We start from the raw sequence: 24972 nt of genomic DNA, 5'->3' as shown, positions 1-24972 counted from the left end.
CGCCTCTTCCCGAACTGGGGCAGGCCCCAGCCCCAGTTCGGGAAGGGGCGGGCTGAATAGTTGCCGCGACCACATCCAGCCCAGCCCCTCCGGCGTTTGAGGAGCGGGGTCCGGGGCGGCGCCCTGCGCGGCGGAGCCGCACGGCACACGCCTACGGCGTACGGGCGTCACCGCGTGCGCGCCGTCCGCGCCGGTGTGAGGGTGCAAGGGTGACCACCACCCGCCAGCCCAGCCCGGCCACGGCCCCGCTATCCGCACCGGCGGCCGCTTCCGTGCCGCCCGTGCTCGACCGGCGGCAGCGCAACATCGTCTTCGGCACGATCATGCTCGGCATGCTGCTGGCGGCTCTCGACCAGACGATCGTCGGTACCGCCCTGCCGACGATCGTCGCGGAACTCGGCGGCGCCGAGCACATGTCGTGGGTGGTCACCGCCTACCTGCTGGCCGAAACCGTCGCCACCGTCCTCGTCGGCAAGTTCGGTGACCTCTTCGGCCGCAAGCTCGTCTTCCAGGTCTCGGCCGTCGTCTTCATCACCGGCTCTTTCCTTTGCGGGCTCGCCGGCAACATGACCCTGCTGATCGCCTGGCGCGCGCTCCAGGGCATCGGCGCCGGTGGCCTCATGGTCACCTCGATGGCGCTGATCGCCGACGTCATCCCGCTGCGCGAGCGCGGCAAGTACCAGGGCGCCATCGGAGCGGTCTTCGGCATCGCCACCGTCATCGGCCCGCTCATCGGCGGCCTCTTCACCGACCACCTCACCTGGCGCTGGGCGTTCTACGTGAACGTACCGATCGCGATCGTCGTCGTCATCGCCGCCGCCCGCAACATCCCGTCCGTACGCTCCGCCGTCCGCCCCGTCATCGACTACCTCGGCATCGCGCTCGTGGCGGTCGGCGCGAGCGCGCTGATCCTGGCTACCAGTTGGGGCGGAAACGAGTACGCCTGGGGTTCGGGTGTCATCATCGGCCTCTTCGCGGGCGGCCTCATCGCGCTCGCGCTGTTCTGTTACGCCGAGACGCGCGCCGCCGAGCCCATGCTGCCCATGCGGCTGTTCTCGAACCCCGTCTTCACCGTCTGCTCGATCCTCAGCTTCGTCGTCGGTTTCGCGATGCTCGGCGCGATGATCTTCCTGCCGACGTATCTCCAGTACGTCGACGGGGACTCCGCGACGGTCTCGGGCGTCCGTACGCTCCCCCTGATCGCCGGCCTGCTCATCGCGTCCGTCTTCAGCGGCAACGTCGTCAGCAAGACGGGCACGTACCGGATCTTCCCGATCGCCGGCTCGCTGGTGATGGGCGTCGGCCTGTTCCTGCTGTCCCTGATGGGGACGGACTCGGCCGCCTGGCTCGAATCGCTCTACATGTTCGTGCTCGGCCTCGGCATCGGCCTGTGCATGCAGGTCCTGACGATCGCCGTGCAGAACACCGTGGTGTACACGGACCTCGGCACGGCCACCTCCGGCGTCACCTTCTTCCGTACGCTCGGCATGTCGTTCGGCACCGCCGTCTTCGGCACGATCTTCGCCAACTCCCTGCGGCCGAACCTCACCACGGGCATCACCGAGGCGGCCGGCGCCGGCGGGGCGGATCCAGCGGCCCTCACCCGCGCGGCGCAGAGCCCGGAAGGCGTGCACGCGCTGCCGTCCGCGCAGGCGGAGCCGATCGTCCAGGCGTACGCCGACTCGCTGCACACGGTGTTCCTGTGGACGGTCCCGGTCGCGGTCGTGGGCTTCGTGGTGTCGCTGTTCCTCAAGCAGGTCAAGCTGCGTGACACCGCCCGCGCCGGCTCGACCGACATGGGCGAGGGGTTCGCGTCCCCCGGTACGGGCGATTCGGCCAAGCTCCTCGAACTGTCCGTCGCGCAGATCCTCCGCGACAAGGGCCCCGACACGGCGCGCTGGATCGTCAGCGGCTCCGACACCCGTCTGGACGTCGCGGGCGCCTGGGCGGTCATGCAGGTGGCCCTGCTGACCCGGATCGTCGGACATGCCAGCATCGGCCTGATCGCCGCCCGCCGCAACGTCCCGCCGGAGGTACTGCTGCCGGTCTTCGACCGGATGGTGGACGAGGGCTACCTCACCCGCGACGGCAACCTGCTCTCGCACACCCCGGCGGGCGAACGCGAGGCCGAAGTGATCGCGGCGGCATGGTCGCGGTGGCTCGGCGACCGACTGGAGATGGACGACGGCGGGCGGCCGGGCAGCGAGGAGCTGCTGGCCGCCCTCGACGCGATCGCCAAGCGGCTGCTCGCCGAGGACCTCGCGCAGGGCGCGGGCCTGCCGGCGGGCCGCCGCTGAGCGCCGCTGGGGTTACGCCGATGAACCGACCTCGGCGCCCTTCGCCTGCCCGTCGGCCCCTTCCCGAGGTGGCGGAAGCGATGCCTCCGGCTTCTCTTCCGGAGCCGCCCGCGCCGTCCGCACCAGCCTCGACGCGGCGAGCCAGAAGGTGGTCGGCAGGAACACCAGGTCCCCGACGATCGTGATGGCCGAGAACATAGGCAGCGCCATCAGCACACCGATGCCGATGTGTGTGGCGAGCATGACGACGAGGATGCAGTACTTGAGCCGCCGGTTGAACACCAGCGCGGGGAACAGCATCTGGGAGAAGACGGTGACGTACGCCATGAGGGCGGCGAAGGTGCCGTGGCTCGCGACCCACGCCGAGAGTTCGGGGAAGGTCGAGAAGTCGTCGTACATCATCGTGTAGTAGAGAGCCGTGCCGTTGCGCCACGACTCGCCCTGGATTTTGTACATCGCCGCCGAGCCGTAGATCACCATGACCTGGAGCGCGATCATCGCCATGCCGCCGTTGTGCAGGATGGTGACGAGGCGCCGGCGGAGTTCCTCCGTCTCCTCGCCCCAGAAGACGAACTTCGACCGGGCCGCCTTCCCCTCCTCCGCCCTGCGGGCGCGGCGGCGGGCGTCGAGCGACCAGTGGCGGCCCGACGCGACGAAGACGAGGTAGTTGGCGAAGAGCAGACTCAGCAGCGCCCAGCCGCTGTTGGCCATGGACCCCCGGACGTAGAAGGCCACCACCAGGAACCAGAAGAGCACGGCCACCACGCGGGTGCGCCAGCCGAGCATCAGCAGCGCGCTGAGCACGACGGCCAGCGCGTACCAGGCCCAGAAGACGAGCGCGCTGTCGGTGACGAGGAGCGAGTACCACCAGGAGAAGGCGCCGTCCCAGCCCCTGGCCTTCAGGGTCTGGTCGAACAGGTCGGCCGTGAACGGTGAGCCCGGTCCCCACAGGCGGTCGGCGCGTACCGATTCGCGGAGCAGGTGGATCAGGTACAGGCCGCCCAGGCCGATGCGGATGGCGGCCGCGCTGTAGGGGGCGAGCGGCTGGAGGGTCAGCTTCCGGGCCGTGGCCGCGACTTGGCGGCCGAGGCCCCCTGCGGAGTCGAGCCCCAGGGCGAGTGCCGCGCGTACGGTCATGAGCGGACCTTCCAGTATCCGAGGGTCTGATACTGCGGGCGGGTGACGGCGGCGTCGCTCCGGGTTCCGGGCGGAGGTATGCGGGTGCTCTTCAGGCGCAGTTGTACGGCCTGGCCCGGCTCCTGGCCCATGTCTTCGAGCCTCACCAGGACCACATTGAGCAGGTAGCGCGCCGAACGGCCGGTGGCCTGCCGGGCGTTCGGGCGCGCCGCGCTGGTCCGGTACTGGGACACGGCCCGGCGCAGTACGAGCTGGTCCTCGATGCTGGGGAGCAGCTCACCCCGGTACGCCGCGTTGTCGTGCGCGGTGAGGTCGATCCAGGGGCCGAACTTCCCGTCGATGTTCGCGCGCACTTCGAGGTGCTGGTTGAACTTGGAGGGCTCCGGGGCGAAGATGCTCCAGTCCTGCGGGAAGAGGGGCCGCATCCACCCGTTGACCTGCTTGGCGTAGGTCTTGGAGAGCGGGAAGTCGGTGGCGACGGAGAGCAGCAGCATGGTGGAGTGAATCAGGGCGACGAACCCGACAAAAGCTGCGAACCACCGGACGATCTCGCGCCGCGACGCCCCGAGAGGCGTGCCTCTCGGGGCGAGTGGGTCGGGCGGCGGTATGACGGACTCGGCCACGCTGGTTCTCCTCATGGTGCCCATGAATCACAACGGCGCCCAGGGTATCCATCCCCCGCACCATCCCCCGCGTCAGATGTCCTTGGCCTGGCCGAAGGCCTCGGGTGCCGGGGCGCATCAGAGCTCGTCCGCGATGTGCCGGTCGAGTGCGGCCCGTACGAGCGCCGCCGCCAGCGACGCCGTTTCGCCTTCGCCGACGAGCCTGGCCAGCTCGGCCGGCTCGGTGGGAAGCCCGAGCCGCTCCGCGCCCTGGAGGGCTTTGGCGTCGAGGTACGGCGCGACCTCGGGCCATACGGCCTGCGCCTCGCGCAGGAAGATGTCCGTACCGGCGGGCCCGAGCCCCGGCACCTCACGCAGCAGGCGGCGCAGCGCCTGCGTGTCGCCGTCGGCGGCGGCTCGCATGCGGCGCAGGTCGCCGCCGTACTTGTCGAGGACCAGTCGCGCCGCGTCGCCGAGCTGGGTGGCGGTCCGTTCGTCGTAGCGGCGGTAACCGCCCGCACCGAGGGCGTCCACACGCTGCTGCCAGGTGGCGCTTTCCATGCGGCGCGCGTCGCGCATTCCCGCGTCGTGCAGCGCGCGGGCGGCGGCCACGGCGATGGAGGCCTGGATGCGGGCGCTCAGCAGGCAGGACAGGACGAGGAGGCGGTAGAGCGGCTGCGGGGTGTCGCGCAAGCGGATGCCGGCCTCGGCGGCGTACGTACGCCCGTGCGCGTCGAGGAGCGCGCGGACCGTGCGCTCGTTCGCGGTGGTCATGACGGCTTGAGCGGGTCGTGCCCCAGCGTCATCAGCCGGTGCCGCCAGACGCTGTCCCCCGGTGTCGGTTCGAGGTCGGTGCGCCGCTGTGCGCTGACGGTTTCCACCACCTGCCGCATGACCGTGACGTCGTCCTCGGTCAGGTCCGTGCGCCGCTTGCCCATGATGGCCAGTACCTGCCGCCCGGTCCCGGTCCCGGCCCGCTCGGGCAGTGGCTCGCTGTTCTCGGCGGCGCCACTGGTCCGCAGCCAGGTGCTCAGCTCCTGCGACGTCATGTTCACCACGCGGTGGAAATCGTCCCAGAGCGCGTCGAGTTCCAGGGCGGTGATGCCGTCCATGGCCTGCCTCCCGATGGTGCGTGGAGCGGTTTCGTGGAGTGGTCCGCGATCGCGTCCGCAGTACCCCTACGATGTCGCCTGAAACACCACCAGACCGGGAGGAAAGGGAACGGTCGTCGTACGAGGGCGATCAGCGCGTGAAGACGGCGTCCAGGTACACCCAGGCGCCCTCGTGGCGCGTGAAACGGCTCTGCTCGTGGAGTTCGCCCGGCTCGCCCCGGTGCGTGTAGTGGGCGCGGAAGGTGACCGTTCCCGTGGTGTGGAAGGCGCTGCCGTCGGTCGTGGCCAGGATGTCCAGCGCCTGCCAGCGCATGTCCGGGTCGAAGTCGAGGGTCCGGGGCCTTGTGCCGGGGTGCCAGGAGCGCAGCAGGTACGCGGCGTCCTGGGTGACGAACGCGCTGTAACGGGAGCGCATGAGGAGCTCTGCGGTGGGCGCGGCGGCCGCGCCGGAGTGGAAGCGTCCGCAGCACTCGCCGTAGGCGGCGGGGAGCCCGCAGGGGCAGGGTGAGGCGGCGGCGAGGGGTGCGGGGGCGGACGGGCCGCGGACGGGCCGGCTCTGGGGGCGGTGGCTCGTACCGCGTGAACCGCGTCGGGACATGTCCCCATTGTGCCTGCGGCCGGTGGGGCCCTTTCGCGCCAATGTGCGGCGGGGCGCGCACGTGCCTTCCGGGTCCTGGGGGCCGCCCGTATTCTCCTGGGCCTGACGCGGCAGTTACCGCCGGTAAGGCGACAGGGGGACGGGCATGGGCAGTTCCAGACGCACCTTCGTGGCAGGGGCCGCGGTGGCGGCGGCGGGCGGGGCGATGGCGCTGGGAGCGGCGCCCGCGACGGCCGCCGCAGCCCGGAGTACGGCTGCGGCCAAGGCTCAGGAGCCGGTCGCCGTGCTGGGCGGCGGGGTCGCCGGCCTCACGGCCGCGCACGAGCTCGCCGAGCGCGGTTTCGCCGTCACGGTGTACGAGAAACGGGCGCTCGGCGGCAAGGCCCGCAGCATGGACGTACCGCAGAGCGCGAAGGGCGGGCGCAGACGGCTGCCCGCCGAGCACGGCTTCCGCTTCATCCCCGGCATCTACCACAACCTGCCGGACACGATGCGCCGCATCCCGTTCCCCGGCAACGCCAACGGCGTCCACGACAATCTCGTCGCACCGCGCGAGATGATGTTCGCGCGCACCGGCCGCGAGGACCTGCGGATGCCGATCCCCTGGCCCGGCCACCAGCCGGCCGACCTCACGCTCGACGACATCCGCCGCGCGCTGACCGGGCTGCTCGAAACCGCCGCCAACCTCCCCGCGCACGAGAGCGCGTACTTCGTGAACCGCGCGCTCGTCTTCCTGACCAGCTGCGACGAGCGGCGCGACCACACGTGGGAGCGCACGCCCTGGTGGGACTTCGTGCGGGCCGAGCGGATGTCCGAGGACTACCAGCGCATCCTCGCCATCGGCGTGACCCGCAACATCGTCGCGACGAAGGCCGAGGAGGCCAGCACCCGTACGGTCGGCACGCTCGGCGAGGCCTTCGTGCTCAACGCACTGGGCCGGGGCGCCGACGGCCCGCCGGACCGCATCCTCAACGCGCCGACCAACGAGGCGTGGATCGACCCGTGGGTGGACCATCTGCGGGGCCTGGGCGTCGACTTCCGGATCGGCTGGACCGTACGGGAGATGAAGTACGCCGACGGGAAGATCTCGGCGGCGATGATCGAGGACCCGGACGGCGTACGCCGGACCGTGACCGCCGGGCATTACGTGTGCGCCCTCCCGGTGGAGCACGCACGGCCCACCTGGAACGCCGCCATGCGCGCCGCCGACCCGCAGCTCGCGCGGTGCGACCGGCTCAGGACGGACTGGATGACGGGCATCCAGTTCTACCTGACGGAGCGTACGCCGATCCTGCACGGCCACCTCAACTGCGTCGACTCGCCCTGGTCCCTGACCGCCATCGCCCAGGCCCAGCACTGGCCGGACCGCAACTTCCCCGCCGACTACGGCGACGGCACGGCGGCGGACTGCCTGTCGGTCGACATCTCGGAGTGGGACAAGGCCGGGATCCTGTACGGGAAGACCGCGAAGCAGTGCACCCGCGAGGAGGTCGCGCGCGAGGTGTGGGCGCAGCTCAAGGCCGCGCTCAACGACACCGGCAAGACCGTACTGCGCGACAGCGCACTCCACTCGTGGTTCCTCGACCCGGGCGTGGACGGCATCGGCACGCCGGACCCGAGGAACGAGGACGAGCTGCTGATCCACCCGGTGGGTACGTTCCACAACCGGCCGTCGGCTGCGACGAAGATCCCCAACTTCTTCCTGGCGGGCGACTACGTGTCCGTCGACATCGACCTGGCGACGATGGAGGGCGCGAACGCGTCGGCCCGCGCGGCGGTCAATGCCCTGCTGGACCGCGTGGGTTCGACCGCCCCGCGCTGCACGGTCACACCACTGTTCCGGCCGCCGGAGATCGAGTTCCTGAAGCGGCACGACCGGACGCGCTATCGGCTGGGGCTGCGGAACGCGCTCGACGTGGGCTGATGGCCGTTGCCGTCCGGGCGGACCGGGGCATACGCGGCGACCAGGCCGCGTACCCGGTCCAGGGTCTCCGCCGGCGCACCGCGCAACTGACTGTCGGCCGTCCGGTCCAGCACCTCACGGACCGTGTCACCGAACCACCCGCTCGCCCACTGCGATTCCGGGGTTTCGGCCCAGAGGCCCAGCACCCGGCCGAAGGCGCCGCCGGCCAGGAGGGCTTCGACGACCATCTCCCAGTAGTTCCGGAGCTCGGCCCGCTCCTGCCCGGTGGCGCCCGACTCCAGTGCCACCATGGCGGCACGCGCCTTCAGTTCCAGCGACACCTCGGGGTCGAGCTCGCGGGGGTACAGCGCGTCCAGCACACTCCACACCACGGAGGCGGGCAGCCGGGCGGCGTCGTTGACCAGTTGCCCCAGGACCAGCCGGACCGCGCGTTCGCGGGTGTCCTGGTCGAGACCGGAGCGCGACCGGAGGAACGTGCCGCAGCGCTCGTACAGAACAGCCAGGTGGCCGTCCGGGGCACCGAGGCCGCTCGCCAGCCACAGGTCCGTCAGGCTGTGGGCGACCGAAGTGGCGGTGCCCTCCGGCGTACCGACAAAGGTGGTGACCGCGGAGCCCATCCAGCGGAAGAGAGGGTCTGCGGCGTGCAGGACGAGCGCGTCGTTGGTCCCGCCGGACACCGCCATCTTGTGCCGGATCTGGTCCGGGTAGGGGCGGGACCAGCAGACGTTGCTGGTGCGGTCCCCGTGGCCCGGCGGGCGGCCGTAGAGCCAGTACGCGTCGACCGGTTCGGGGACGAGGACATCGTCCGCCGGCCGGATGTCCAGGTCCCGCCGGTCACCGTTCCAGGTGTGGCGGAGGTCGAGGGCTATCGCGAAGTCCGTCCACTCCGGCTCGGTGAACGCCGACCGCCACAGCAGTACGTTCCGGTGCCAGGTGCCCGCCGGATTGGTGTCGCCGGGGAACACTTCGCTCGCCTTGACTCCGTCCCTGATCAGCACCGTCAGCATCATCAGGTTGGCGCCGTACAGACCGTGCCGCGAGGAGGTCGCGCGGACGGTCGGCCGGTATTCGCCGAACCGGTGCTCGGTGCGGTTGCGGTGGTCGGCCATCACGGTGACGAGTAACCCGCCGAGCCGCTCACGGTCCTGCGCGGCGATACGGCGGATCCGGGCGCCGACGAAGCGGAGCATCTGGCGGGAGGACAGCGGCGCGTAGGACAGCAGGGCGTACAGCAGGTCGTCGTCGACTCCCGCCCTGCCGAGGGACAGCGCCGGGCGCTGGTCGAGCAGCCCGCCGAGAAGCTGTACGGCGAGACGGGCGGCGAGGTACTCGCCGAAGGTGGCGTGCAGGAACTCGTACGTCGCCAGCCGCTGGTCGTCGCGCAGTGCCTGCGCCCGCTGGACGAAGAAGAACCGGCCCAGCGCGATTTCCGCCTGGTCGAGCGGCGCGCGAAAGCCGGCGCGGGGTGACTCGGGGCGGCCGAGCAGCGCGGCCAGGTCCTGCTCCAGCTCGGCAGTGGTGATCCACTGCCGGTGCCGGTTGAGCATGCCGAAGGAGATCAGGGAGAGGCGCTGGAGCTCCTGCTCGACCCGGTTGGCCAGTTGCTGTCCGGTCAGCGCTGTGGCGGACTTGCCCACCTCGCGGACGGCGAACGACGCGAGGAGTTCCTCGTACAGCTCGGCCTCGCCCAGCGGTTCGTCGGCGTCGGCTCCGCATTGCAGGGCGTTGCCCGTGGCGTCGTACAGGGCGAGCATCAGCAGGAGCAGCGGCTGGGAGGCGAGGGCATGGTGGCGCGCCGCGACGGCGGCGGGCAGGGGCCGCAGTCCGTGCGCGGTGAGGTACGGCTCGTTGAGGCGGTTCCACAGGTCCAGCCAGCGCTCGACCTGCTGTTCCCGGAAGGGTTCGAGGCGCAGCGCCACCGCGCCCTCGGGGTAGCGCGCGCGGTCGGCGACGGCGGTACGGCTGGTGACGAGCGCGAGGACCGGCCGCCCCTGGTCCGCCTCGCGCTGCTGGAAGCGGGCCACCCGTACCAGGTAGTCGGACTGGCTGACGCCGGTGGCCTGGAGCAGCTCGTCGAAGCCGTCGAAGAGGAGGACGGGTACGGCCCCCTCCGCTGCCCGGACGAGGTCCGGCCAGGATGCCCGTTCGCCGGTCGTGGCGCGTACGGCGTGTTCGATCTGGTCCTGCACGTCGGCGTCGGCCGGCACTTCGCGCAGGATGATCCGGACGGGCAGGAAGCCCGCCTCCGGCAGCCGGGCGGCGAGGATCTTGGTCAGTACGGACTTCCCCGCGCCCGGCTGGCCGAGGACGACCAGGGGCGCGGTGGTGGTGGCGACGGAGGTGAGGGCTCCCGCGAGGTACTCGGTGAGGTCGGACCGTACGGGCGCGGTCTCCCACCACTCCTCTTCGGCGGGTCCGTGCGGGCCTTCGGCCACGGCCTGGACGCGGAAGTCGGGGTCGACGTATCCCTCGCCGAGGGTGGGCAGGCACACGCCCGTCGGCGCGTCTCCCTCGGCCAGGATCGGCCGGGGCAGGGCGGCCCGGTAGCCGGTGGTGAGGGCGGCGGCGGCGTGCGTGAACGGGCGTAACGAGGTCAGGCCCGCCAGGGCGGTCTCGATGCCGGTGAGCGCCTGACGGAGTCCGGCGCGGGTGGCCTGGTGCTCGATCTGTCCGGACCAGAAGCCGAACTCCGGTATTGCCAGGGCGAGTTGTGCGTACAGCTCGCCGTAACGCTGGATGGCCCGGCGGCCCAGGTCATGGCCCAGCGCTTGCAACGTCTGTAGGCGCTTCGTCTCGTCGAGCCCGTCCCATACGGCCAGTCCGCGAAGGAATCGCACCAGCCTGAACGAGAGCACCCCGTACCAGTCTTCGAGTTCGTCGCACACTTCCTCGTACGGCAGATGCGGCGCGGGCTGCGGGGCGGCAGTGGCGACCAGCGTGTGAATGAAGCCGTTCGCGTCCTCCGAACCCCCGGCCAGACCGATCTGCTCGCGCCGGGTGAGCCGTAACTCAGCGAGGTCGAAGGGGAGTTCCGCCTCCCCGAGCGCCTCGAAATACGCCGTGACCACGAGCACGGCGTGCGCCGCCGCGATCCGTTCCGTACGCTCCGCCCGCTCGCAGGAGCCCAGCCGCTCCCGCAGCCCCGACGTCAGGTCACGCCCGAGCCGCAGCACCCCTCCCCGCGCCTCGAACAGGTTGAGCACCGCGTCGCTGGCACCGCCCGTCGCCATCGACAGCGCGCCGCCGAGCGCCTGGTCGGCCGCCGTCAGCGCGGCGCTGTCGCCGCCGAGGATCGCCACCGCGTCGCTGTAATTGAGAAGTCGTCGCCCCCGCACCCTTCTGGTCTATCACCCGAAGGGATCACAGACGTCCTGCTTCCACAATCCGCCGCAGAAAGCCGGTTCAGGCGCCGGGGGCGCCCGGTGCGAACCGCTCGCGGTAGGCGCTGGGGGTGAGTCCGGTGCGGCGGCGGAACTGGGCGCGGAGGTTGGCGGCCGTACCGAGTCCGCTCGCGCGGGCCACGGATTCGACGGCCCGGTCGCCGCCCTCCATCAAGCGGCAGGCCAGCGCGACGCGTTCGGCGGTGAGCCAGGCCAGGGGTGTGGTGCCGAGCTGGGCGCGGAACCTGCGGTGCAGCGTCGCCGGGCTCACGGCCGCGTGCGCGGCGAGGCCGGATACGGTCAGCGGCGTACCGAGCCGCCCCCTCGCCCATTCCAGGAGCGGGCCGAGCGAAGTGCCGCCGCAGGAGACGGCCGAGGGAATCGGGTGCTCGACGAACTGGCGCTGGCCGCCGTCGCGGTGGACGGCGAAGACGAGACGGCGGCTCACGGAGACGGCGATCCGCACGCCGTGGTCGCGACGGACCAGGTGCAGTCCGAGGTCGAGGGCGGCGGCACTGCCCGCGGCGGTGAGTATGTCGCCGTCGTCGACGAAGAGCACGTCCGGTTCGAGCCGGACGGCGGGGAAGCGGGCCCGGAAGGAGTCCGCCCACTGCCAGTGCGCAGTGGCGCGACGCCCGTCGAGCACCCCTGCCTCGGCGAGCGTGTAGGCGCCGCTGCAGAAGCCCACCAGCCGGGCGCCGCGCGCGTGCGCCCGCCGGACGGCGTCCAGTACCGCCGGGCGGCGCGGCACGTCGATGTCCGGCCGGTTGGGCACGATCAGGGTGTCGGCGGTGTCGGCCGCCTCCAGCCCCGCCACTCCGGTGAGCGTGAAGAACCCGTCCCTCATGAGGATGCGGGGTTCGGGGGAACAGAGGGCGAAGTCGTAGAGCTCGCGGCCGAGTTCGGGCCTGCGCAGGCCGAACACTTCGATCGCGCAGCTCAGTTCGAAGGGGTTCGAGTTCTCGTCGACGATCACGACGACCCGGTGGAGGCGCGACCGGGACGGTGAGACCTCCTGCGAGGATTCTTGCGGCATGTGCGATTCCTAGCACTCACAGTGGCGCGGCGCCAGGGACGACGATGAGGCCATGGCTACGAACGAACCGCACCAGCAGCAGGAACCCCTCGCGCTCGCCGACGCTCTCGGCTCCTTCGACGCGCTGTGGAGCCCGCGCATCGTGACCCGCGTCAACGACTACGACGTACGCGTGGCCAAGGTCGCGGGCGAGCACGTCTGGCACGTCCACGAGGACACCGACGAGTTCTTCCAGGTACTCGGCGGCGAGCTGACGATCGCGCTGCGCGACGGCGGCGTGGAGGGTGCGGAGCGGTCTGTGGTGCTGCCCACCGGCTCGGTGTACGTCGTCCCGCGCGGCACCTGGCACAAGCCGTCGTCGGCGGGCGGCGCGTCGATTCTCGTGTTCGAACCGGCCGGCACGTCCACGGTGGGCGACAGCCATGACCCGGTCCCGGCCCACGTGGACGCGACGACCGGCCACGCGCTCTGACAACAACCGGCCCGTCCGGCGTTTGGGGGCCGGGGGTGATCTTCCCGCCCGGCACGGCGCGGCCACCTGGCAGCTCGATGTCTACGACGGGCTGCGCCGGCGCCAGGCCTGCGTCCACGGCAGCCAGGCGAAGGCGGCCCCGCGGGACGCCGCCTCCGTCACCGCGTCCGGCGCGGAGGTGGCCGAGGCGGCCGGGGAGTCGTTCTCGTCGGGCTGGTGGTCGTCGCGCTGGCTCTGGACGGTGGGCGGGGGCGGCCTGGGGGCGGCCGCGGCCGTCGCCGGGTACACCATGACGCGCGGCTCCGGCCGGCCCTCGCGGGTGCCACCGGGCGTCTGAGCGCGCGGCGGGCGACGGACAGCCGGCCCTGTCCCGCTCCGGCGGGGCGGGGCCTGGCGCCGGACAGGGGTGGGACGTACGGCAGGTGGCGGCACGGGACTTGTGGTGCGGCTGCCCGGTCAGCACGCTTGCCCCATGACCACATCCGCCCCTGGTCCGGTCCCCCCTCCTGTGGCAGTCCGGCCGGTCCGCTCGCGCCGGGCGCTGGTGGCGGGGTCCGTCGGCAACTTCATCGAGTGGTACGAGTTCGGCGTCTACGGCTACTTCGCCACGATCATCGCCGCGCACTTCTTCACCCCTGAGGGCGGCAGCGGCGTAGAGGGGCTCATCAAGACGTACGCGTCCTTCGCGCTGGCGTTCTTCTTCCGGCCCGTCGGGGCGGCGGTGTTCGGGCGGCTCGGTGACCGGTTCGGCCGCCGGCCGACGCTCATCCTGGTGATCTGTCTGATGACCGGCGCCACGGCGCTGATCGGTGTGCTGCCGACGTACGCCTCCATCGGCGCCGCCGCCCCGTGGCTGCTGACGCTGCTGCGGATCCTGCAAGGCCTGTCGGCGGGCGGGGAGTTCGGCGGCGCGGTGTCGGTCATGACGGAGTTCGCGCCGCCGGGCCGGCGGGGGCGCTACGGGGCGTGGCAGTCGTTCACGGTGGCGCTCGGTCTGCTCGCGGGCGCGGGCATGGCGGCGCTCCTCGCGACCGTACTGACCGAGTCGCAGCTCAACGGATGGGGCTGGCGGGTGCCCTTCCTGCTGACGCTGCCGCTCGGGCTCGTCGCGCTGTGGCTGCGGCTGCGCCTGGACGAGACGCCGGCCTTCGCGTCGGCCGTCGTCGGGCGGAGCGAGCCCGTGCGGCCGCCGCCCGCCGGGGAGACGGTCACGGCCGTCGCGCTGGCCGCCGGGCGGCTCATGGGCTGGTCGGCGGCCGGTTACACCTTCCTGGTCGTACTCCCCTCATACCTCCAGAGCACGCTGAACGCGACGTTCCAGCAGGCACTCGTCGCCACGGTCCTCGCCAATGTGGGGTTCGCGGCGTCGATCCTGCCGGCGGGCATGGTCAGTGACCGGATCGGGCGGCGGACCGTGATGCTGACCGGGGCGCTGCTGGTCGCCGTGCTCGCGCTGCCGCTGCTGAATCTGGTGCAGGACCCGGGCCAGTCGGCGTACGCGAAGGGGGCGGCGCTCTTCGGTGCCGGGGCGGCCGTCGGGCTGATGGCCGGGCCGGGGCCCGCGATGCTGGCCGAGATGTTCCCGACCACCGTGCGCTATACGGGACTCGGCCTGGCGTACGCGCTGTCCAACGCCGTGTTCTCGGGCTGCGCGGGGCTCATCATCACCGAAGTCGTCAAGCGTACGGGTGACGTCGACATCCCCGCCTATTACGCGGCGGTGACCTGCGCGGTGAGCGTCCTGGCGCTGCTGACGCTGCGCGGCGACGACCACAAGCGGGCGCTGCGGTGAGCGGCATGCGGGTCATCGGCCTGATGTCCGGCACGTCGCACGACGCCATCGACGCCGCCGCCGCCGACCTCACCCTCGACGGGGACGCCCTGGTGCTCACGCCGCTGGGCCTGATCAGCTCGGGGTACGACGACGATCTGCGGGCGGCGCTGGCCGGGGCGCTGCCCCCCGCCGGGACAACACTCGCCGCCGTGTGCCGGCTCGACACACGCATCGGGCAGGCCTTCGCCGACGCCGCTGTCCGGGCCGACCGTGAACTGTGCGGCGGACGTGCGGACTTGATCGCCTCGCACGGACAGACCGTCTACCACTGGGCGGAGGACGGCCGGGTGCACGGCACGCTCCAGATCGGTGAGCCGGCCTGGATCGCCGAGGCGACGGGCCGCGCGGTCGTCTCGGGCTTCCGTACGCGCGATGTGGCCGCCGGGGGCCAGGGCGCGCCGCTGGTGAGCCTCGTCGATGTCATGTGGCTGCGCGGGCGGCCAGGTGTCCCGGTGGCGCTGAATCTCGGGGGCATCGCGAACATCACGGTGGCCGACGGCGGTTCGGGCGAACCGCTGGCCTTCGACACGGGGCCCGCCAACGCGCTGATCGACGCGGCGGTAACGGAGTCGGCGGGCGGCGGCGCGGCGTACTCCATGGACGTGGACGGCGCGCTCGCCGCGCGCGGCCGCGTCCATGGCCCGCTGCTGCGGCGGCTGCTGGACGAGCCGTACTACGCGAAGCCCGCGCCGAAGACGACGGGCAAGGAGCTGTTCCACCTGCCCTATCTGCGCGCCGCGCTGGCCGGTTTCGGGTCCCTGCCCACCGAGGATGTCGTCGCCACCCTGACCCGGCTCACGGCGCGGACGGTGGCCGACGCCATCCGGCCCTTCGGCGCCACGGAGGTGATCGCGTCCGGCGGTGGCACGCGCAACCCGGTCCTGATGGCGTTGCTGCGCCAGGAGCTCGGCGGCGTACCCCTGCGGACGTCGGACGAACTGGGGCTGCCGTCGGCCGCCAAGGAGGCGTACGCCTTCGCCGTCCTCGGCTGGCTGACCGCCCACGGCCTGCCCGGTACGGTCCCTTCGTGCACCGGCGCCCGCCGCCCGAGCGTCCTCGGCTCGGTCACGCCCGGCGGACCCGGTCTGCGCCTGCCGGAGCCGGTGGCGGCGGCGCCGACCCGGCTCACAGTTTGCGCCACGGTCAACACCGTCCCCTTTACCGGGCGTTGACCGCACCCGTACGCTCCCCGCCACCGCGTGATCACCAGTCGTACGGCAGACGGAGGGTGCACCACCATGAGACTTCTGAACAGACCCGCGCTTCTCGCGGTGGCGGGGGCACTCCTCGCCGCCTGCGCCATCGGCACCACACCACCGGCCTCGGCGGCGGCGGGGGCGGCGGGGGCCAGGGCGGTGGCGCCCCACCCGGTGACCGCGAAGGCCAAGGTGGTGCCCGTCCAGCAGACGGGCCCCGCCGACAAGCGCTTCAATCTCGTCGTGCTCGGTGACGGCTATACCGCCGCGGACATGGCCGGCTTCCGTACCGATGTCGACAAGCACCTCAATGTGCTGTGGAGCATGGAACCGTTCGCCTCCTACCGTTCGTACATCAACGTGTGGGCGGTGGAAGTGCCGTCCGCCGAGTCGGGTGTCGACTGCGATCCCGGCCTGGACGCGCCGCGCCGTGACACCCCCCTGGACATGGGCTTCTGGGGTGGCTGCGACCCGGCCAGTGTGCAGCGGCTGTTGTCGGTCGACTCGGCGGCGGCGACGGCTCTGGCCGACCTGATCCCCGGTTCGAAGAGTTCCAACCGGCAGATCGTCGGCCTCGCCAACAGCGCGACGTACGGTGGTGCGGGGGGCACCTTCGCGACCGCGTCCGGCGGCAACGCGCTGTCCTCGCTCATCACCCCGCACGAGATCGGCCACTCGCTGGGCAAGCTCCAGGACGAGTACGACTACTACGCGCGCGGGGTCCCCGGCGGTACGTACGAGGGCGGCGAGCCGGCCTCCGCGCACCACACGCTGCTCACCGAGGAAGAGATGCGCGCCGAGCAGCACAAGTGGTGGCGCTGGCTGGGCGAACGCAGCGACTCCGGCGGCGTCATCGGGCGCCACGAGGGCGGCATGTACCGGACGAAGGGGGTCTGGCGGCCGAGCAGGCACTCGATGATGAAGACGCTCGGTTACGCCTTCGACCAGGTGGAGCGGGAGATCATGACCCAGGCCATCTCCGCCAGGGTGAACCTGGTGGAGGGCCACACCGCGAACAGCGCGGCGATCGGGGACGACCGCACGGTGTGGGTCGACACGCTGCATCCGGTGGGAGGGGAACTCGGCACGGTGTGGCGGCTGGACGGGCGGAAGGTGGACGGCACGGAGGGCAGGCGCAGCCTGGACCTTCGGCGCCTCGGTCTCTCCGAGGGCCGGCGCCACACCCTCACGGCGACGGTCTTCGACCCGACGCCTTTCGTACGGGACCCGGAGATCCGCGCCTCCGCCGCACTGACGCGCACCGTCACCTGGACGGTGGACCCGTCTCTCACGACCGAACCGTCCTCCACCCCCGTGGAGTTCACCGGCCACACCGGCACTGCCTCCCCGGTGGGTGCCGAATCGGTGGTGTACGCCGACACCACGCATCCCACGGGCAGCGCCCCACAGGTGCGGTGGACGCTGGACGGGCGACCGGTCCGCAACCCCGGCAACGACCGCGACCTGGACCTGGGCACGCTGGCGCTGCGCCGCGGCGGTCACACCCTGAAGGCGCGCATCGCCGGTACGGACCGGACGCTGACCTGGAACGTCGACGCGACGCCCGCGAAGGCGGCGTACGAGCTGTCCGATCCGTTGCGCACGGTGCGGCGGCCGGGGAAGCCGGTGGAGTACGTCTACGACGGTCCGTTCACGATGAAGCTGACGGCCCGCGACGATCAGGCGGGTTACGTCGTCATGCAGTTCCGGGTCGACGGCGACGGCTGGTACACGTACTTCGGCTGGCCGACGGACGCGAACGCACCGTTCCGGTTCACTCCGGGCGGCACGGTCATCGACGACCTGGTCTACGGCAAGCTCGGCACGCCGCGTGTCGTGCCGTGGGACGACGCGACACCGGAGTACGGCTCGCACACGGTCGAGTACCGCACGATCGATTCGGCGGGCAATGTCGCCCCGGCAAAGTCCTTCCGCGCGACGCTGATCCCTCCGGGGGCGGGGGACGACGAGGGGTAGGCGGGCAGGCCCGCACCTTCGGGTGCCTTCGTATCCAAGGGCAGCCAGGGGTTCCTACCACTGGATGTTCTGTTAATCTGCCCGCTCCTGGATGTTCGTCCACCCGTCCGTCTCCCCCAAGCGCCCAACGCCCGCCGGGTGCAGCGAGGTGTCTCGTCCGTGTACAGCACTCCGTTCTCCCCCGCAGAAGCCAGAGCCGCGCGCGCCCGGATGGGCCTGACCACGACTCAGGTCGCGCATTCCATGGCGGCATGCGGTGCCCCCACCCACCCCGACCTGATCGCCGCCTGGGAGCAGGGCACCCATGTGCCGTCGGAGCCGCAGCTCTTCGCGCTGGCCGATGTCCTGTGGTGCACCACCACCACGCTGATGGGCATCGAACCGCGCACCCTCGCCGAACACCGGCTGGCCCGGCTGCTGAGCGTGGAGCGGCTGGCGTACCGGATCGGCATGGACGCGGCCGACTACCGCGCTGCCGAGGCGGCTCAGCGCTGGGACGGGGATCCGCGCCAGACCAGGGCTCTGGTGGACGCCCTGGGTCTCTCCCTGCGGAAGCTGATCGGGATCATGGGCCGGGTCGACGAGCTGGCCGAGCATCTGCGGTCGGCCATCGAAGGGCGGTGGAAGGCGCATGTCGGCCGGGTGGCGGAGATCGTCTGTGTCGACGAGACCCTGGTGGGCGATGCGCTGCGCACGATGCACGCGGAGTTCGCCGCGTTCTCCGAGCGCTACATGGGGCACTTGGTGGCGCGCAACGCCGACGCCCGGCTCAAGGAGATCGCGGCCGAACGGGCCGCGTATCTGCGTCGGCTGGTCGACCACTTCTGGGAGCTGATCGGTGAGGCGGGCGACGTACCGCCGTTCAACACGGTGGGCCGCTGACCCCTGCGCCGTACGCCGGTACGCGCCCCTACGCCGGTACGCCCGTGCACCGGTACGCGCCCGTACGCCCGTTGGGGCCGGCGAGGGCCCAGCAGCCCTCCCGGCCCCCGGCCGATGGCGCGCGGCTCAGCGGGCAGTGGCGCCGGTGTAGGGCTCCGCCGAGCCGTCCGGCTCCTCCATGTCGTCCCAGTCGATCTCCATGACCCTGCGGCGCGTGAAGACGTTGAAGAACAGATTCAGCGTGATGGCGGTGAGGCCGCCCAGCGTGATCCCGCTGTCGAGGACCGCCTGTACGTCGTCCGGCATCCGGTCGAAGAACGACGGGACCGTGGTGGGCAGCAGCGCGGCGCCGAGGCTCACGGCCAGGATCAGTGCGTTGCGCTCCTCCCGCAGGTCCACCTTGCCCAGGATCTGGATGCCGACGGCGGCGACCATGCCGAACATCGAGATCGCCGCACCGCCGAGCACCGGGTGGGGAATCGCGGCGACCAGGCTGCCCGCCTTCGGCAGCAGCCCCAGGACAATCATGAAGACTCCGGCCGCGACGACGACGTACCGGCTCATGACCTTGGACATGCGCACCAGACCGATGTTCTCGGCGAACGCCACGTACGGGAACGAGTTGAGGACGCCCCCGAGAACGGTCGCGGCACCATCGGCACGCAGCGCCCTGGCGACGGTGTCCCCGTCGACCTTCTTCCGGGTGATCTCCCCGATGGCGTAGACGTCACCCGTGGTCTCGACCATCGTGATCAGCATGACGACGGTCATGGCGATGATCGGAAGGAGTTCGAACTTCGGCATGCCGTAGTGGAACGGTGTGCTGACCCCGAACCAGTCCGCCTGCGACACCGCGCCGAAGTGCGCGTCGCCGAGGAGCCAGGCGACGGCCGTACCGCCGACCAGTCCCAGCAGCACGGCGAGACTGCTCAGGAACGGCTTGCCGACCCGGACCATGGCCAGGATGAACAGGAGGGTGCCGAGCGCGTACGCGAGGTTCTTCGGATCGCCGTAGGCGGGGTCGCCCATCAAGTGCGAGCCGCCTGCCGCGTCCTGGAGGCCCACCGGGATGAGGGTGAGGCCGATGATGGTGAGAATCGTGCCGATGACGACCGGTGGGAAGTACTTCACCAGCTTGCTGAAGAACGGTGCGAAGAGGAACGTCGCTATGCCCGCCGTGATCACCGCGCCGTAGACGACGAGCAGTCCGGCGGTGCCGCCGCCCGCCCCCAGGCCGATGGCGATCATGGGAGAGACGGCGGTGAAGGTGACGCCCTGGACCAGCGGCAGCCTGGCGCCGATCTTCCAGACGCCGAGGGCCTGGATGATCGAGGCGATACCGCAGGTCAGCAGGTCCGCGTTGATCAGGTAGACGAGCTCCTGCCGGGACAGGCCCATGGCGTTGCCGAGGAGGATCGGGACGATCACGGCTGCGGCGTAGAACGCGAGGACGTGCTGGAAGCCGTAGAGGGTGAGTTTGGGTAGCGGGAGCATGTGGTCCACCGGGTGGGCCGGCTGCCGGGTGAGGTTCCGGGCGGACTGCCGGGCGGACTGTCGGGAGACTCGTGCCATCTCTGCCTTGCCTTCGCGCGAGGTAGGTGAATGAGAGAGGACCGCCGCCGTCGCGTCCCGGATGGCGGGAGGGGGAGGGCGGATCGGCTCGTACGGAAGCCGACGTCTGGCGGAGTTGCCGACACCACGTCGCCCTGAGCTACACATTGCGTCCTGGATTGGCAGGACTTCCTTCGATTGACACAACAAAGCCCGGTTCACCCATGGGATCCGCAGGTGGTGCCGAATCGGAGCGCTCACCTTAGAGCAACCTCGCCGTTCCTCGCGAGTAACCGGCGCCCAGGCCGTACGTCCGGGCGCCGAACGGCGTCGCTTAGGCTCTCGGTGCCATGAGAAGCAACCCCCCGCGCCTGGAACCGAAGGCCGACAAGGACACCGTGCGCAGGCACAACCTGAGCCTCGTGCTGCGCGCCGTCCACGACGGGGGCGAGGCGACGCGCGCCGGGGTCGCGGCGCGGGTGGGGCTGACGCGGGCCGCCGTCTCCTCGTTGGTCGAGCAGTTGCTGGACGGCGGTTTCGTCACCGAGTCGGGAAAGACGTTCAGCGGGCAGGCGGGGCGGCCCGGCACCGTCCTGAAGGTGGCGCGTACGGGCGTGGCGGGGCTGGGTGTCGAGGTCAACGTCGACTACGTGTCGGTGTGCGTGACCGACCTGTCGGGCGACGACCGGGTACGGCTGACCGAGCACACCGACAACCGTGGCGCCCGGCCGGACGAAGTCCTCGCGCACGCCGCCGCGATCGCGTCGCGGGCGCTGGAGTCGGCGGCCGGGTTCGGCCTGCGGCCGGTCGGCGTAAAGCTGGCACTGCCCGGTCTGGTCTCCGGCGGTACGGTCCGCCAGGCGCCCAACCTGGGGTGGAACGGCGTCGCGGCCCAGGAACTCTTCGCGCGAGCACTGGCGGAACTGCTGCCGGGGCCAGGGACGCTGCCGGTCGGCTCGGACAACGAGGCGAATCTGGCGGCGCTGGCCGAGCTGTGGTTCGGCGGCCTCGGCCGGGAGCGTACGTTCCTCTACCTGAGCGGTGAGATCGGCGTCGGCGGCGCGCTGGTTCTGGGCGGCGAACTGCTGCGCGGCGCGCACGGTTTCGCCGGAGAGATCGGGCATGTGGTGGTGGACCCGGAGGGGCCCGAGTGCCGCTGCGGCTCACGGGGCTGTCTGGAGCAGTACGCCGGCCAGCGGGCGGTGCTGCGGGCGGCGGGCATCGACGAGAACGCCGGGCTGCCGGGCGTGGCGGAGCTGGAGTCGCGGGCGCGTGCGGACGACGCGCGGGCCGTCGCGGCGATCCGGCAGGCCGGGGCCATGCTGGGGCTCGTCCTGTCCGGGGCGGTGAATCTTTTCGATCCGGACGCGGTGGTGCTCGGCGGGATCTACCGGACGCTGATGCCGTGGCTGTCGCCTCCCGCCGAGCGGGAGCTGGAGCGGCGGGTGGTGTCCGGCCTGTGGCCGGGCGACAGCGGCCGGCTGCGCGCCTCGTCCCTGACGGGGGACGCGGCGCGCGGCGCGGCGGCGCTGGTGGTACGGGACGTACTGGCGGACCCGGCGGCGTACTGAGCACCGGGACCGGCTCGCACGCGGGCTCCGTTACTGGCGTACGCCCAGCAGGTGGTCGAGCGCCAGTTGGTCGAGCACCTCGAAGGACATGCTCCGTTCGGCTGCCGCCGTGACGTCGAACTCCTCGTACGCACCACGGTCGGCGAGCAGCGCCGCGAGGCCGTCGGCGGCGGTGGGGCGGGCGAGGTCGTCGAGCCGGGAGGCGCGCAGCGCGTCCTGGACCGCCGGGTCGGCGCGGAAGGCGGCGGCCCGCTCCTTGAGGATCAGGTAGTTGCGCATGCAGCCGGCGGCGGAGGCCCATACGCCGTCGGTGCCATCGGTCCGTACGGGCTTGAAGTCGAAGTGGCGGGGCCCTTCGTAACCGGCCGTCTCCAGCAGGTCGACGAGCCAGAAGGCCTGGCGCAGGTCGCCGGCGCCGAAGCGGAAGTCCTGGTCGTACTTGATGCCGGTCTGGCCGTTGAGGTCGATGTGGAAGAGCTTGCCCGCCCACAGGGCCTGGGCGATGCCGTGCGGGAAGTTGAGGCCGGCCATCTGCTCGTGGCCGGTCTCGGGGTTCACGCCGACCAGGTCGGGGCGTTCCAGGCGCTCGATGAACGCGAGGGCGTGGCCGATGGTGGGCAGGAGGATGTCGCCGCGCGGCTCGTTGGGCTTGGGTTCGATGGCGAAGCGCAGGTCGTAGCCCTGCTCAGTGACGTACGCGCCGAGGAGGTCGAAGGCTTCCTTCATCCGGTCGAGGGCGACGCGCACGTCCTTCGCGGCCCCGGACTCGGCTCCCTCGCGGCCGCCCCAGGCGACGTAGGTGGTGGCTCCCAGTTCGACGGCGAGGTCGATGTTGCGGATGGTCTTGCGCAGGGCGTAGCGGCGTACGTCGCGGTCGTTGGCGGTGAAGGCGCCGTCCTTGAAGACGGGGTGGGTGAAGAGGTTGGTGGTCGCCATCGGCACCTTCATGCCGGTGGCGTCCAGCGCCTGGCGGAACCGCTTGACGCGCGCCTCCCGTTCGGCGTCCGAGGAGCCGAAGGGGATGAGGTCGTCGTCGTGGAAGGTGACGCCGTGGGCGCCGAGGGCGGCGAGGCGCTGGACGGACTCGACCGGGTCCAGGGCCGGGCGGGTCGCCGTGCCGAAGGGATCGACGCCCTGCCAGCCGACGGTCCACAGACCGAAGGTGAACTTGTCGTCCGGGGTGGGGGTGAAGCGCTCCGTCATGCGACTCATGTGACCGGCCTCCATTTGTTTGTTGACATGACTAATACTGCACGACCAATCTGTCCCACAGAAGCGAACCGAGGAAACGAGGGGTCCCATGCCGCCGAGCACCGTCGTCATCGGGGTGGACAGTTCCACGCAGTCCACGAAGGCGGCGTTCGTCGACGCCGCGACAGGCCGGCTGCTGGCCGTCGGGCGCGCGCCGCACGAGGTCACCGGCGAGGCGGGGGCGCGCGAGAGCGATCCGCAGGTGTGGTGGCAGGCGCTGGGCGAGGCGGTCGCCGCCGGTCTGCGGGAGTCGGGGGTACGGGCGTCCGCCGTCACCGGCATCGCGGTCGCGGGCCAGCAGCACGGCCTGGTCGTACTCGACGGCGCGGGGCGGCCGCTGCGCCCCGCCCTGCTCTGGAACGACACCCGTTCCGCGCCGCAGGCCGCCGCCCTCACCGCGGCGCTCGGCGGCCCCGCGGCGTGGACGGCACGTACGGGATCGGTCCCGGTCGCCTCCATGACGGCCGCGAAGTGGCAGTGGCTGCGGGAGAACGAGCCGTACGCCGCCGAGTCGGCCGCCGCCGTACGCCTGCCCCACGACTTCCTCACGGAACGGCTGGCCGGGGTGGCGGCGACGGACCCCGGTGACGCCTCGGGCACCTGCTGGTACTCCACCGCCACCGGCGCGTACGACGCGGAACTCCTCGGCCTGGTCGGCCTGGACGAGAAGCTGCTGCCGACCGTGGCCCCGACCGGCGCCACCCGCATCGGCTCCCTCACGCGCGCGGCGGCCGAGCGGCTCGGCCTGCCCGCCGGGATCGCCGTCGCGGCGGGTACGGGCGACAACATGGCCGCGGCGGTGGGGCTCGGCCTCGGCGGCGCCGGGCTGCTGGACCATCCGGTGCTCAGCCTGGGTACCTCCGGTACGGTGTTCGCGGCGACCCGCACCCGGCCCGCCTCCCCCGCGCTGGCCGGTTTCGCCGCCGCCGACGGCGGTTACCTGCCGCTCGCCTGCACCTTGAACTGCACCCTCGCCGTCGACAAGGTCGCGGCCCTCCTCGGCCTGAACCGCGACGACGCCGTGCCGGGCGGCGAGGCCGTGCTCCTCCCGTACCTCGACGGCGAACGCACCCCCGACCTCCCCGCCGCCTCCGGCCTCCTGACCGGCCTGCGCCACGACACCACGCCGCAGCAACTCCTGGGCGCCGCCTACGAGGGCGCCGCCGTGACCGTCCTGCGGGCCCTCGACGAGGTACTGCGCGCCTGCGGCCTCGACCCCGCCGACTCCGAGGTCGCCTCGCGCCCGCTGCGTCTGATCGGGGGCGGGGCGCGCGGACGTACCTGGGTGGAGACCGTACGCCGCCTCTCCGGCCGCCCGCTCCTGATCCCCGAGACCACCGAACTGGTCGCCCTCGGCGCGGCGGCGCTCGCCGCGGGCGCCGCGAGCGGACAGGACGCGGTGACGGTCGCCACCGGATGGCACGCCGGATCCGGCACGGAACTCCCACCCCTGAACCGCGACTGGGCCACGTGGGCCCGGGTCACGTCGGCACTCGACGACCTCACTGGCCGTTTCTCAGCATAGAGTCGCTGGCGCTGGGGCCGGCGTGATCGCTTTCTCGCGCACGCACCCGGACTCACGCAGACGCCGGCCGTCGCGGCCGTCGTCGGCGGCACTCTTCAAAGGTTGATTTCATGGGACTCTTCGACAGGCTGACCGGAACCAAGCGCCCCGCCGACGGTGTCGCCCCGCGATCCGCGGCCGAGGTCCACGCGGCTCTGCTCGGCCTCAATCGCCCTGACGTCCCGTACGTCATCAGGGACGGCCGCGAGGAGGGCGCCGACCTGGTGGCCGAGTGGCGCATCCTGGACCCGGCCTGGCAGACCTTCTTCGTCCGCAACCAGGTGAGCCGAGTGTTCCAAGTCCGTATGCGCCTGGTCCCGGAGAAGCAGGAAGTCCGTTCGCTCGACCAGCAGTACGAGGTCACGTGGGCCGGCGATACCCCCCGGCTCGCCCTCGCGGCCGAGGCCCAACGCGGACAGGTACATACGGTCTCCAAGAGCTGGACGCTCGGACGCGGCGAAGACGGCGGCCTCGAAGCGACCGAGACGTCCACCTTCGACAGCTCCGACCTGAAGAACCCCCTGCAGGACACCGTCCTGGGCGCGGGGTGGACCTGGCGCGGAGTCGTCACCGGCAAGCTGTGAACTC

Annotated in this window: 19 protein-coding genes and 1 pseudogene; 11 read left to right on the top strand and 9 right to left on the bottom strand. The window is 71.7% G+C overall.

The window, feature by feature from the left end; genetic code table 11:
- The first annotated feature begins 209 nt into the window (after positions 1-209).
- The gene (locus tag G412_RS0131580) at positions 210-2297 is read left to right on the top strand and encodes an MDR family MFS transporter (RefSeq protein ID WP_028815525.1); all 2088 of its coding nucleotides are present in this window, start codon (positions 210-212) and stop codon (positions 2295-2297) included.
- Between the two features lie 12 nt (positions 2298-2309).
- Here G412_RS0131580 and G412_RS36940 read toward each other — a convergent pair whose 3' ends face one another.
- The 5 genes from G412_RS36940 to G412_RS0131555 all read right to left on the bottom strand — a co-directional run bounded on the left by G412_RS36940 (position 2310) and on the right by G412_RS0131555 (position 5746).
- Positions 2310-3434, bottom strand: a complete 1125-nt coding sequence (locus G412_RS36940; protein WP_051338735.1) for an HTTM domain-containing protein — start codon at positions 3432-3434, stop codon at positions 2310-2312.
- The gene (locus G412_RS37500; protein WP_028815524.1) at positions 3431-4057 is read right to left on the bottom strand and encodes a DUF5819 family protein; all 627 of its coding nucleotides are present in this window, start codon (positions 4055-4057) and stop codon (positions 3431-3433) included. Before G412_RS37500 ends, G412_RS36940 begins: the two co-directional genes overlap by 4 nt.
- 117 nt (positions 4058-4174) lie before the next feature.
- A complete protein-coding gene (locus G412_RS0131565) occupies positions 4175-4810 on the bottom strand; it encodes an endonuclease (RefSeq protein ID WP_028815523.1) in 636 nt (211 codons plus the stop codon).
- Positions 4807-5148 carry a DUF3140 domain-containing protein gene (locus tag G412_RS0131560; RefSeq protein ID WP_028815522.1) on the bottom strand — a complete coding sequence of 114 codons (342 nt, stop codon included), beginning with the start codon at positions 5146-5148 and terminating at the stop codon, positions 4807-4809. The genes G412_RS0131565 and G412_RS0131560 overlap by 4 nt, the downstream gene beginning before the upstream one ends.
- A 130-nt stretch (positions 5149-5278) precedes the next feature.
- Complete coding sequence (locus tag G412_RS0131555) at positions 5279-5746, bottom strand: YchJ family protein (protein ID WP_028815521.1); 468 nt, start codon at positions 5744-5746, stop codon at positions 5279-5281.
- A 145-nt stretch (positions 5747-5891) separates the two neighbouring features.
- On the opposite strand from G412_RS0131555, the gene G412_RS0131550 reads away from it, so the two are divergent.
- Positions 5892-7670, top strand: a complete 1779-nt coding sequence (locus G412_RS0131550; RefSeq protein WP_028815520.1) for a hydroxysqualene dehydroxylase — start codon at positions 5892-5894, stop codon at positions 7668-7670.
- Here the strand turns inward: G412_RS0131550 and G412_RS36930 are convergent.
- On the bottom strand, positions 7631-11005 hold the full coding sequence (locus G412_RS36930; RefSeq protein ID WP_157839224.1) for an NACHT domain-containing protein: 3375 nt from the start codon (positions 11003-11005) through the stop codon (positions 7631-7633). The two genes, G412_RS0131550 and G412_RS36930, sit on opposite strands and share 40 nt — an antisense overlap.
- A gap of 67 nt (positions 11006-11072) precedes the next feature.
- Positions 11073-12086 carry a GlxA family transcriptional regulator gene (locus G412_RS0131540; protein WP_028815519.1) on the bottom strand — a complete coding sequence of 338 codons (1014 nt, stop codon included), beginning with the start codon at positions 12084-12086 and terminating at the stop codon, positions 11073-11075.
- A 52-nt stretch (positions 12087-12138) separates the two neighbouring features.
- On the opposite strand from G412_RS0131540, the gene G412_RS0131535 reads away from it, so the two are divergent.
- The 6 genes and pseudogenes from G412_RS0131535 to G412_RS0131510 all read left to right on the top strand — a co-directional run bounded on the left by G412_RS0131535 (position 12139) and on the right by G412_RS0131510 (position 18447).
- Entirely contained in the window at positions 12139-12558 is a 420-nt protein-coding gene (locus G412_RS0131535; protein WP_028815518.1) for a cupin domain-containing protein, read from the top strand.
- A 46-nt stretch (positions 12559-12604) separates the two neighbouring features.
- Positions 12605-12895: pseudogene (locus G412_RS40025) on the top strand (hypothetical protein); the annotation flags it as partial.
- Between the two features lie 135 nt (positions 12896-13030).
- Positions 13031-14350 (top strand): MFS transporter, encoded by a 1320-nt coding sequence (locus tag G412_RS0131525; RefSeq protein WP_028815516.1) that lies wholly within the window; start codon positions 13031-13033, stop codon positions 14348-14350.
- A gap of 5 nt (positions 14351-14355) precedes the next feature.
- Entirely contained in the window at positions 14356-15564 is a 1209-nt protein-coding gene (locus tag G412_RS36925) for an anhydro-N-acetylmuramic acid kinase (protein ID WP_051338734.1), read from the top strand.
- 66 nt (positions 15565-15630) lie between these two features.
- Positions 15631-17565, top strand: coding sequence for a M64 family metallopeptidase (locus tag G412_RS0131515; protein ID WP_078607563.1), 1935 nt, complete (start codon positions 15631-15633; stop codon positions 17563-17565).
- 159 nt (positions 17566-17724) lie between these two features.
- A complete protein-coding gene (locus tag G412_RS0131510; protein WP_028815514.1) occupies positions 17725-18447 on the top strand; it encodes a hypothetical protein in 723 nt (240 codons plus the stop codon).
- 126 nt (positions 18448-18573) lie between these two features.
- Here the strand turns inward: G412_RS0131510 and G412_RS36920 are convergent, their stop codons facing one another.
- Positions 18574-20019, bottom strand: a complete 1446-nt coding sequence (locus G412_RS36920; RefSeq protein WP_051338732.1) for a nucleobase:cation symporter-2 family protein — start codon at positions 20017-20019, stop codon at positions 18574-18576.
- A gap of 329 nt (positions 20020-20348) precedes the next feature.
- Between G412_RS36920 and G412_RS0131500 the strand changes: the two genes are divergently transcribed.
- Positions 20349-21569, top strand: a complete 1221-nt coding sequence (locus G412_RS0131500; protein ID WP_028815513.1) for an ROK family transcriptional regulator — start codon at positions 20349-20351, stop codon at positions 21567-21569.
- Positions 21570-21599: 30 nt separating this feature from the next.
- Here G412_RS0131500 and xylA read toward each other — a convergent pair whose 3' ends face one another.
- Entirely contained in the window at positions 21600-22772 is a 1173-nt protein-coding gene (gene xylA / locus G412_RS0131495; protein WP_028815512.1) for a xylose isomerase, read from the bottom strand.
- Between the two features lie 97 nt (positions 22773-22869).
- On the opposite strand from xylA, the gene xylB reads away from it, so the two are divergent.
- A complete protein-coding gene (gene xylB / locus G412_RS0131490) occupies positions 22870-24345 on the top strand; it encodes a xylulokinase (RefSeq protein ID WP_028815511.1) in 1476 nt (491 codons plus the stop codon).
- A gap of 110 nt (positions 24346-24455) precedes the next feature.
- Positions 24456-24968, top strand: coding sequence for a hypothetical protein (locus tag G412_RS0131485; RefSeq protein ID WP_028815510.1), 513 nt, complete (start codon positions 24456-24458; stop codon positions 24966-24968).
- The last annotated feature ends 4 nt before the right edge of the window (positions 24969-24972 follow it).

The organism is Streptomyces flavidovirens DSM 40150, from assembly GCF_000429085.1.
Classification (GTDB): Bacteria; Actinomycetota; Actinomycetes; order Streptomycetales; family Streptomycetaceae; genus Streptomyces; species Streptomyces flavidovirens.
Note: the sequence above shows the minus strand (reverse complement) of the source record. Positions and strands in the feature narration are given on the sequence as shown.

What these genes read in the sequence shown, in the direction of transcription:
- G412_RS36940 (WP_051338735.1), bottom strand. Translation starts at nt 3,434, where the DNA reads ATGACCGTACGCGCGGCACTCGCCCTGGGGCTCGACTCCGCAGGGGGC.
- G412_RS0131565 (WP_028815523.1), bottom strand. Translation starts at nt 4,810, where the DNA reads ATGACCACCGCGAACGAGCGCACGGTCCGCGCGCTCCTCGACGCGCAC.
- G412_RS0131560 (WP_028815522.1), bottom strand. Translation starts at nt 5,148, where the DNA reads ATGGACGGCATCACCGCCCTGGAACTCGACGCGCTCTGGGACGATTTC.
- G412_RS0131555 (WP_028815521.1), bottom strand. Translation starts at nt 5,746, where the DNA reads ATGTCCCGACGCGGTTCACGCGGTACGAGCCACCGCCCCCAGAGCCGG.
- G412_RS0131550 (WP_028815520.1), top strand. Translation starts at nt 5,892, where the DNA reads ATGGGCAGTTCCAGACGCACCTTCGTGGCAGGGGCCGCGGTGGCGGCG.
- G412_RS0131540 (WP_028815519.1), bottom strand. Translation starts at nt 12,086, where the DNA reads ATGCCGCAAGAATCCTCGCAGGAGGTCTCACCGTCCCGGTCGCGCCTC.
- G412_RS0131535 (WP_028815518.1), top strand. Translation starts at nt 12,139, where the DNA reads ATGGCTACGAACGAACCGCACCAGCAGCAGGAACCCCTCGCGCTCGCC.
- G412_RS0131525 (WP_028815516.1), top strand. Translation starts at nt 13,031, where the DNA reads ATGACCACATCCGCCCCTGGTCCGGTCCCCCCTCCTGTGGCAGTCCGG.
- G412_RS36925 (WP_051338734.1), top strand. Translation starts at nt 14,356, where the DNA reads ATGCGGGTCATCGGCCTGATGTCCGGCACGTCGCACGACGCCATCGAC.
- G412_RS0131515 (WP_078607563.1), top strand. Translation starts at nt 15,631, where the DNA reads ATGAGACTTCTGAACAGACCCGCGCTTCTCGCGGTGGCGGGGGCACTC.
- G412_RS36920 (WP_051338732.1), bottom strand. Translation starts at nt 20,019, where the DNA reads ATGGCACGAGTCTCCCGACAGTCCGCCCGGCAGTCCGCCCGGAACCTC.
- G412_RS0131500 (WP_028815513.1), top strand. Translation starts at nt 20,349, where the DNA reads ATGAGAAGCAACCCCCCGCGCCTGGAACCGAAGGCCGACAAGGACACC.
- xylA (WP_028815512.1), bottom strand. Translation starts at nt 22,772, where the DNA reads ATGACGGAGCGCTTCACCCCCACCCCGGACGACAAGTTCACCTTCGGT.
- xylB (WP_028815511.1), top strand. Translation starts at nt 22,870, where the DNA reads ATGCCGCCGAGCACCGTCGTCATCGGGGTGGACAGTTCCACGCAGTCC.
- G412_RS0131485 (WP_028815510.1), top strand. Translation starts at nt 24,456, where the DNA reads ATGGGACTCTTCGACAGGCTGACCGGAACCAAGCGCCCCGCCGACGGT.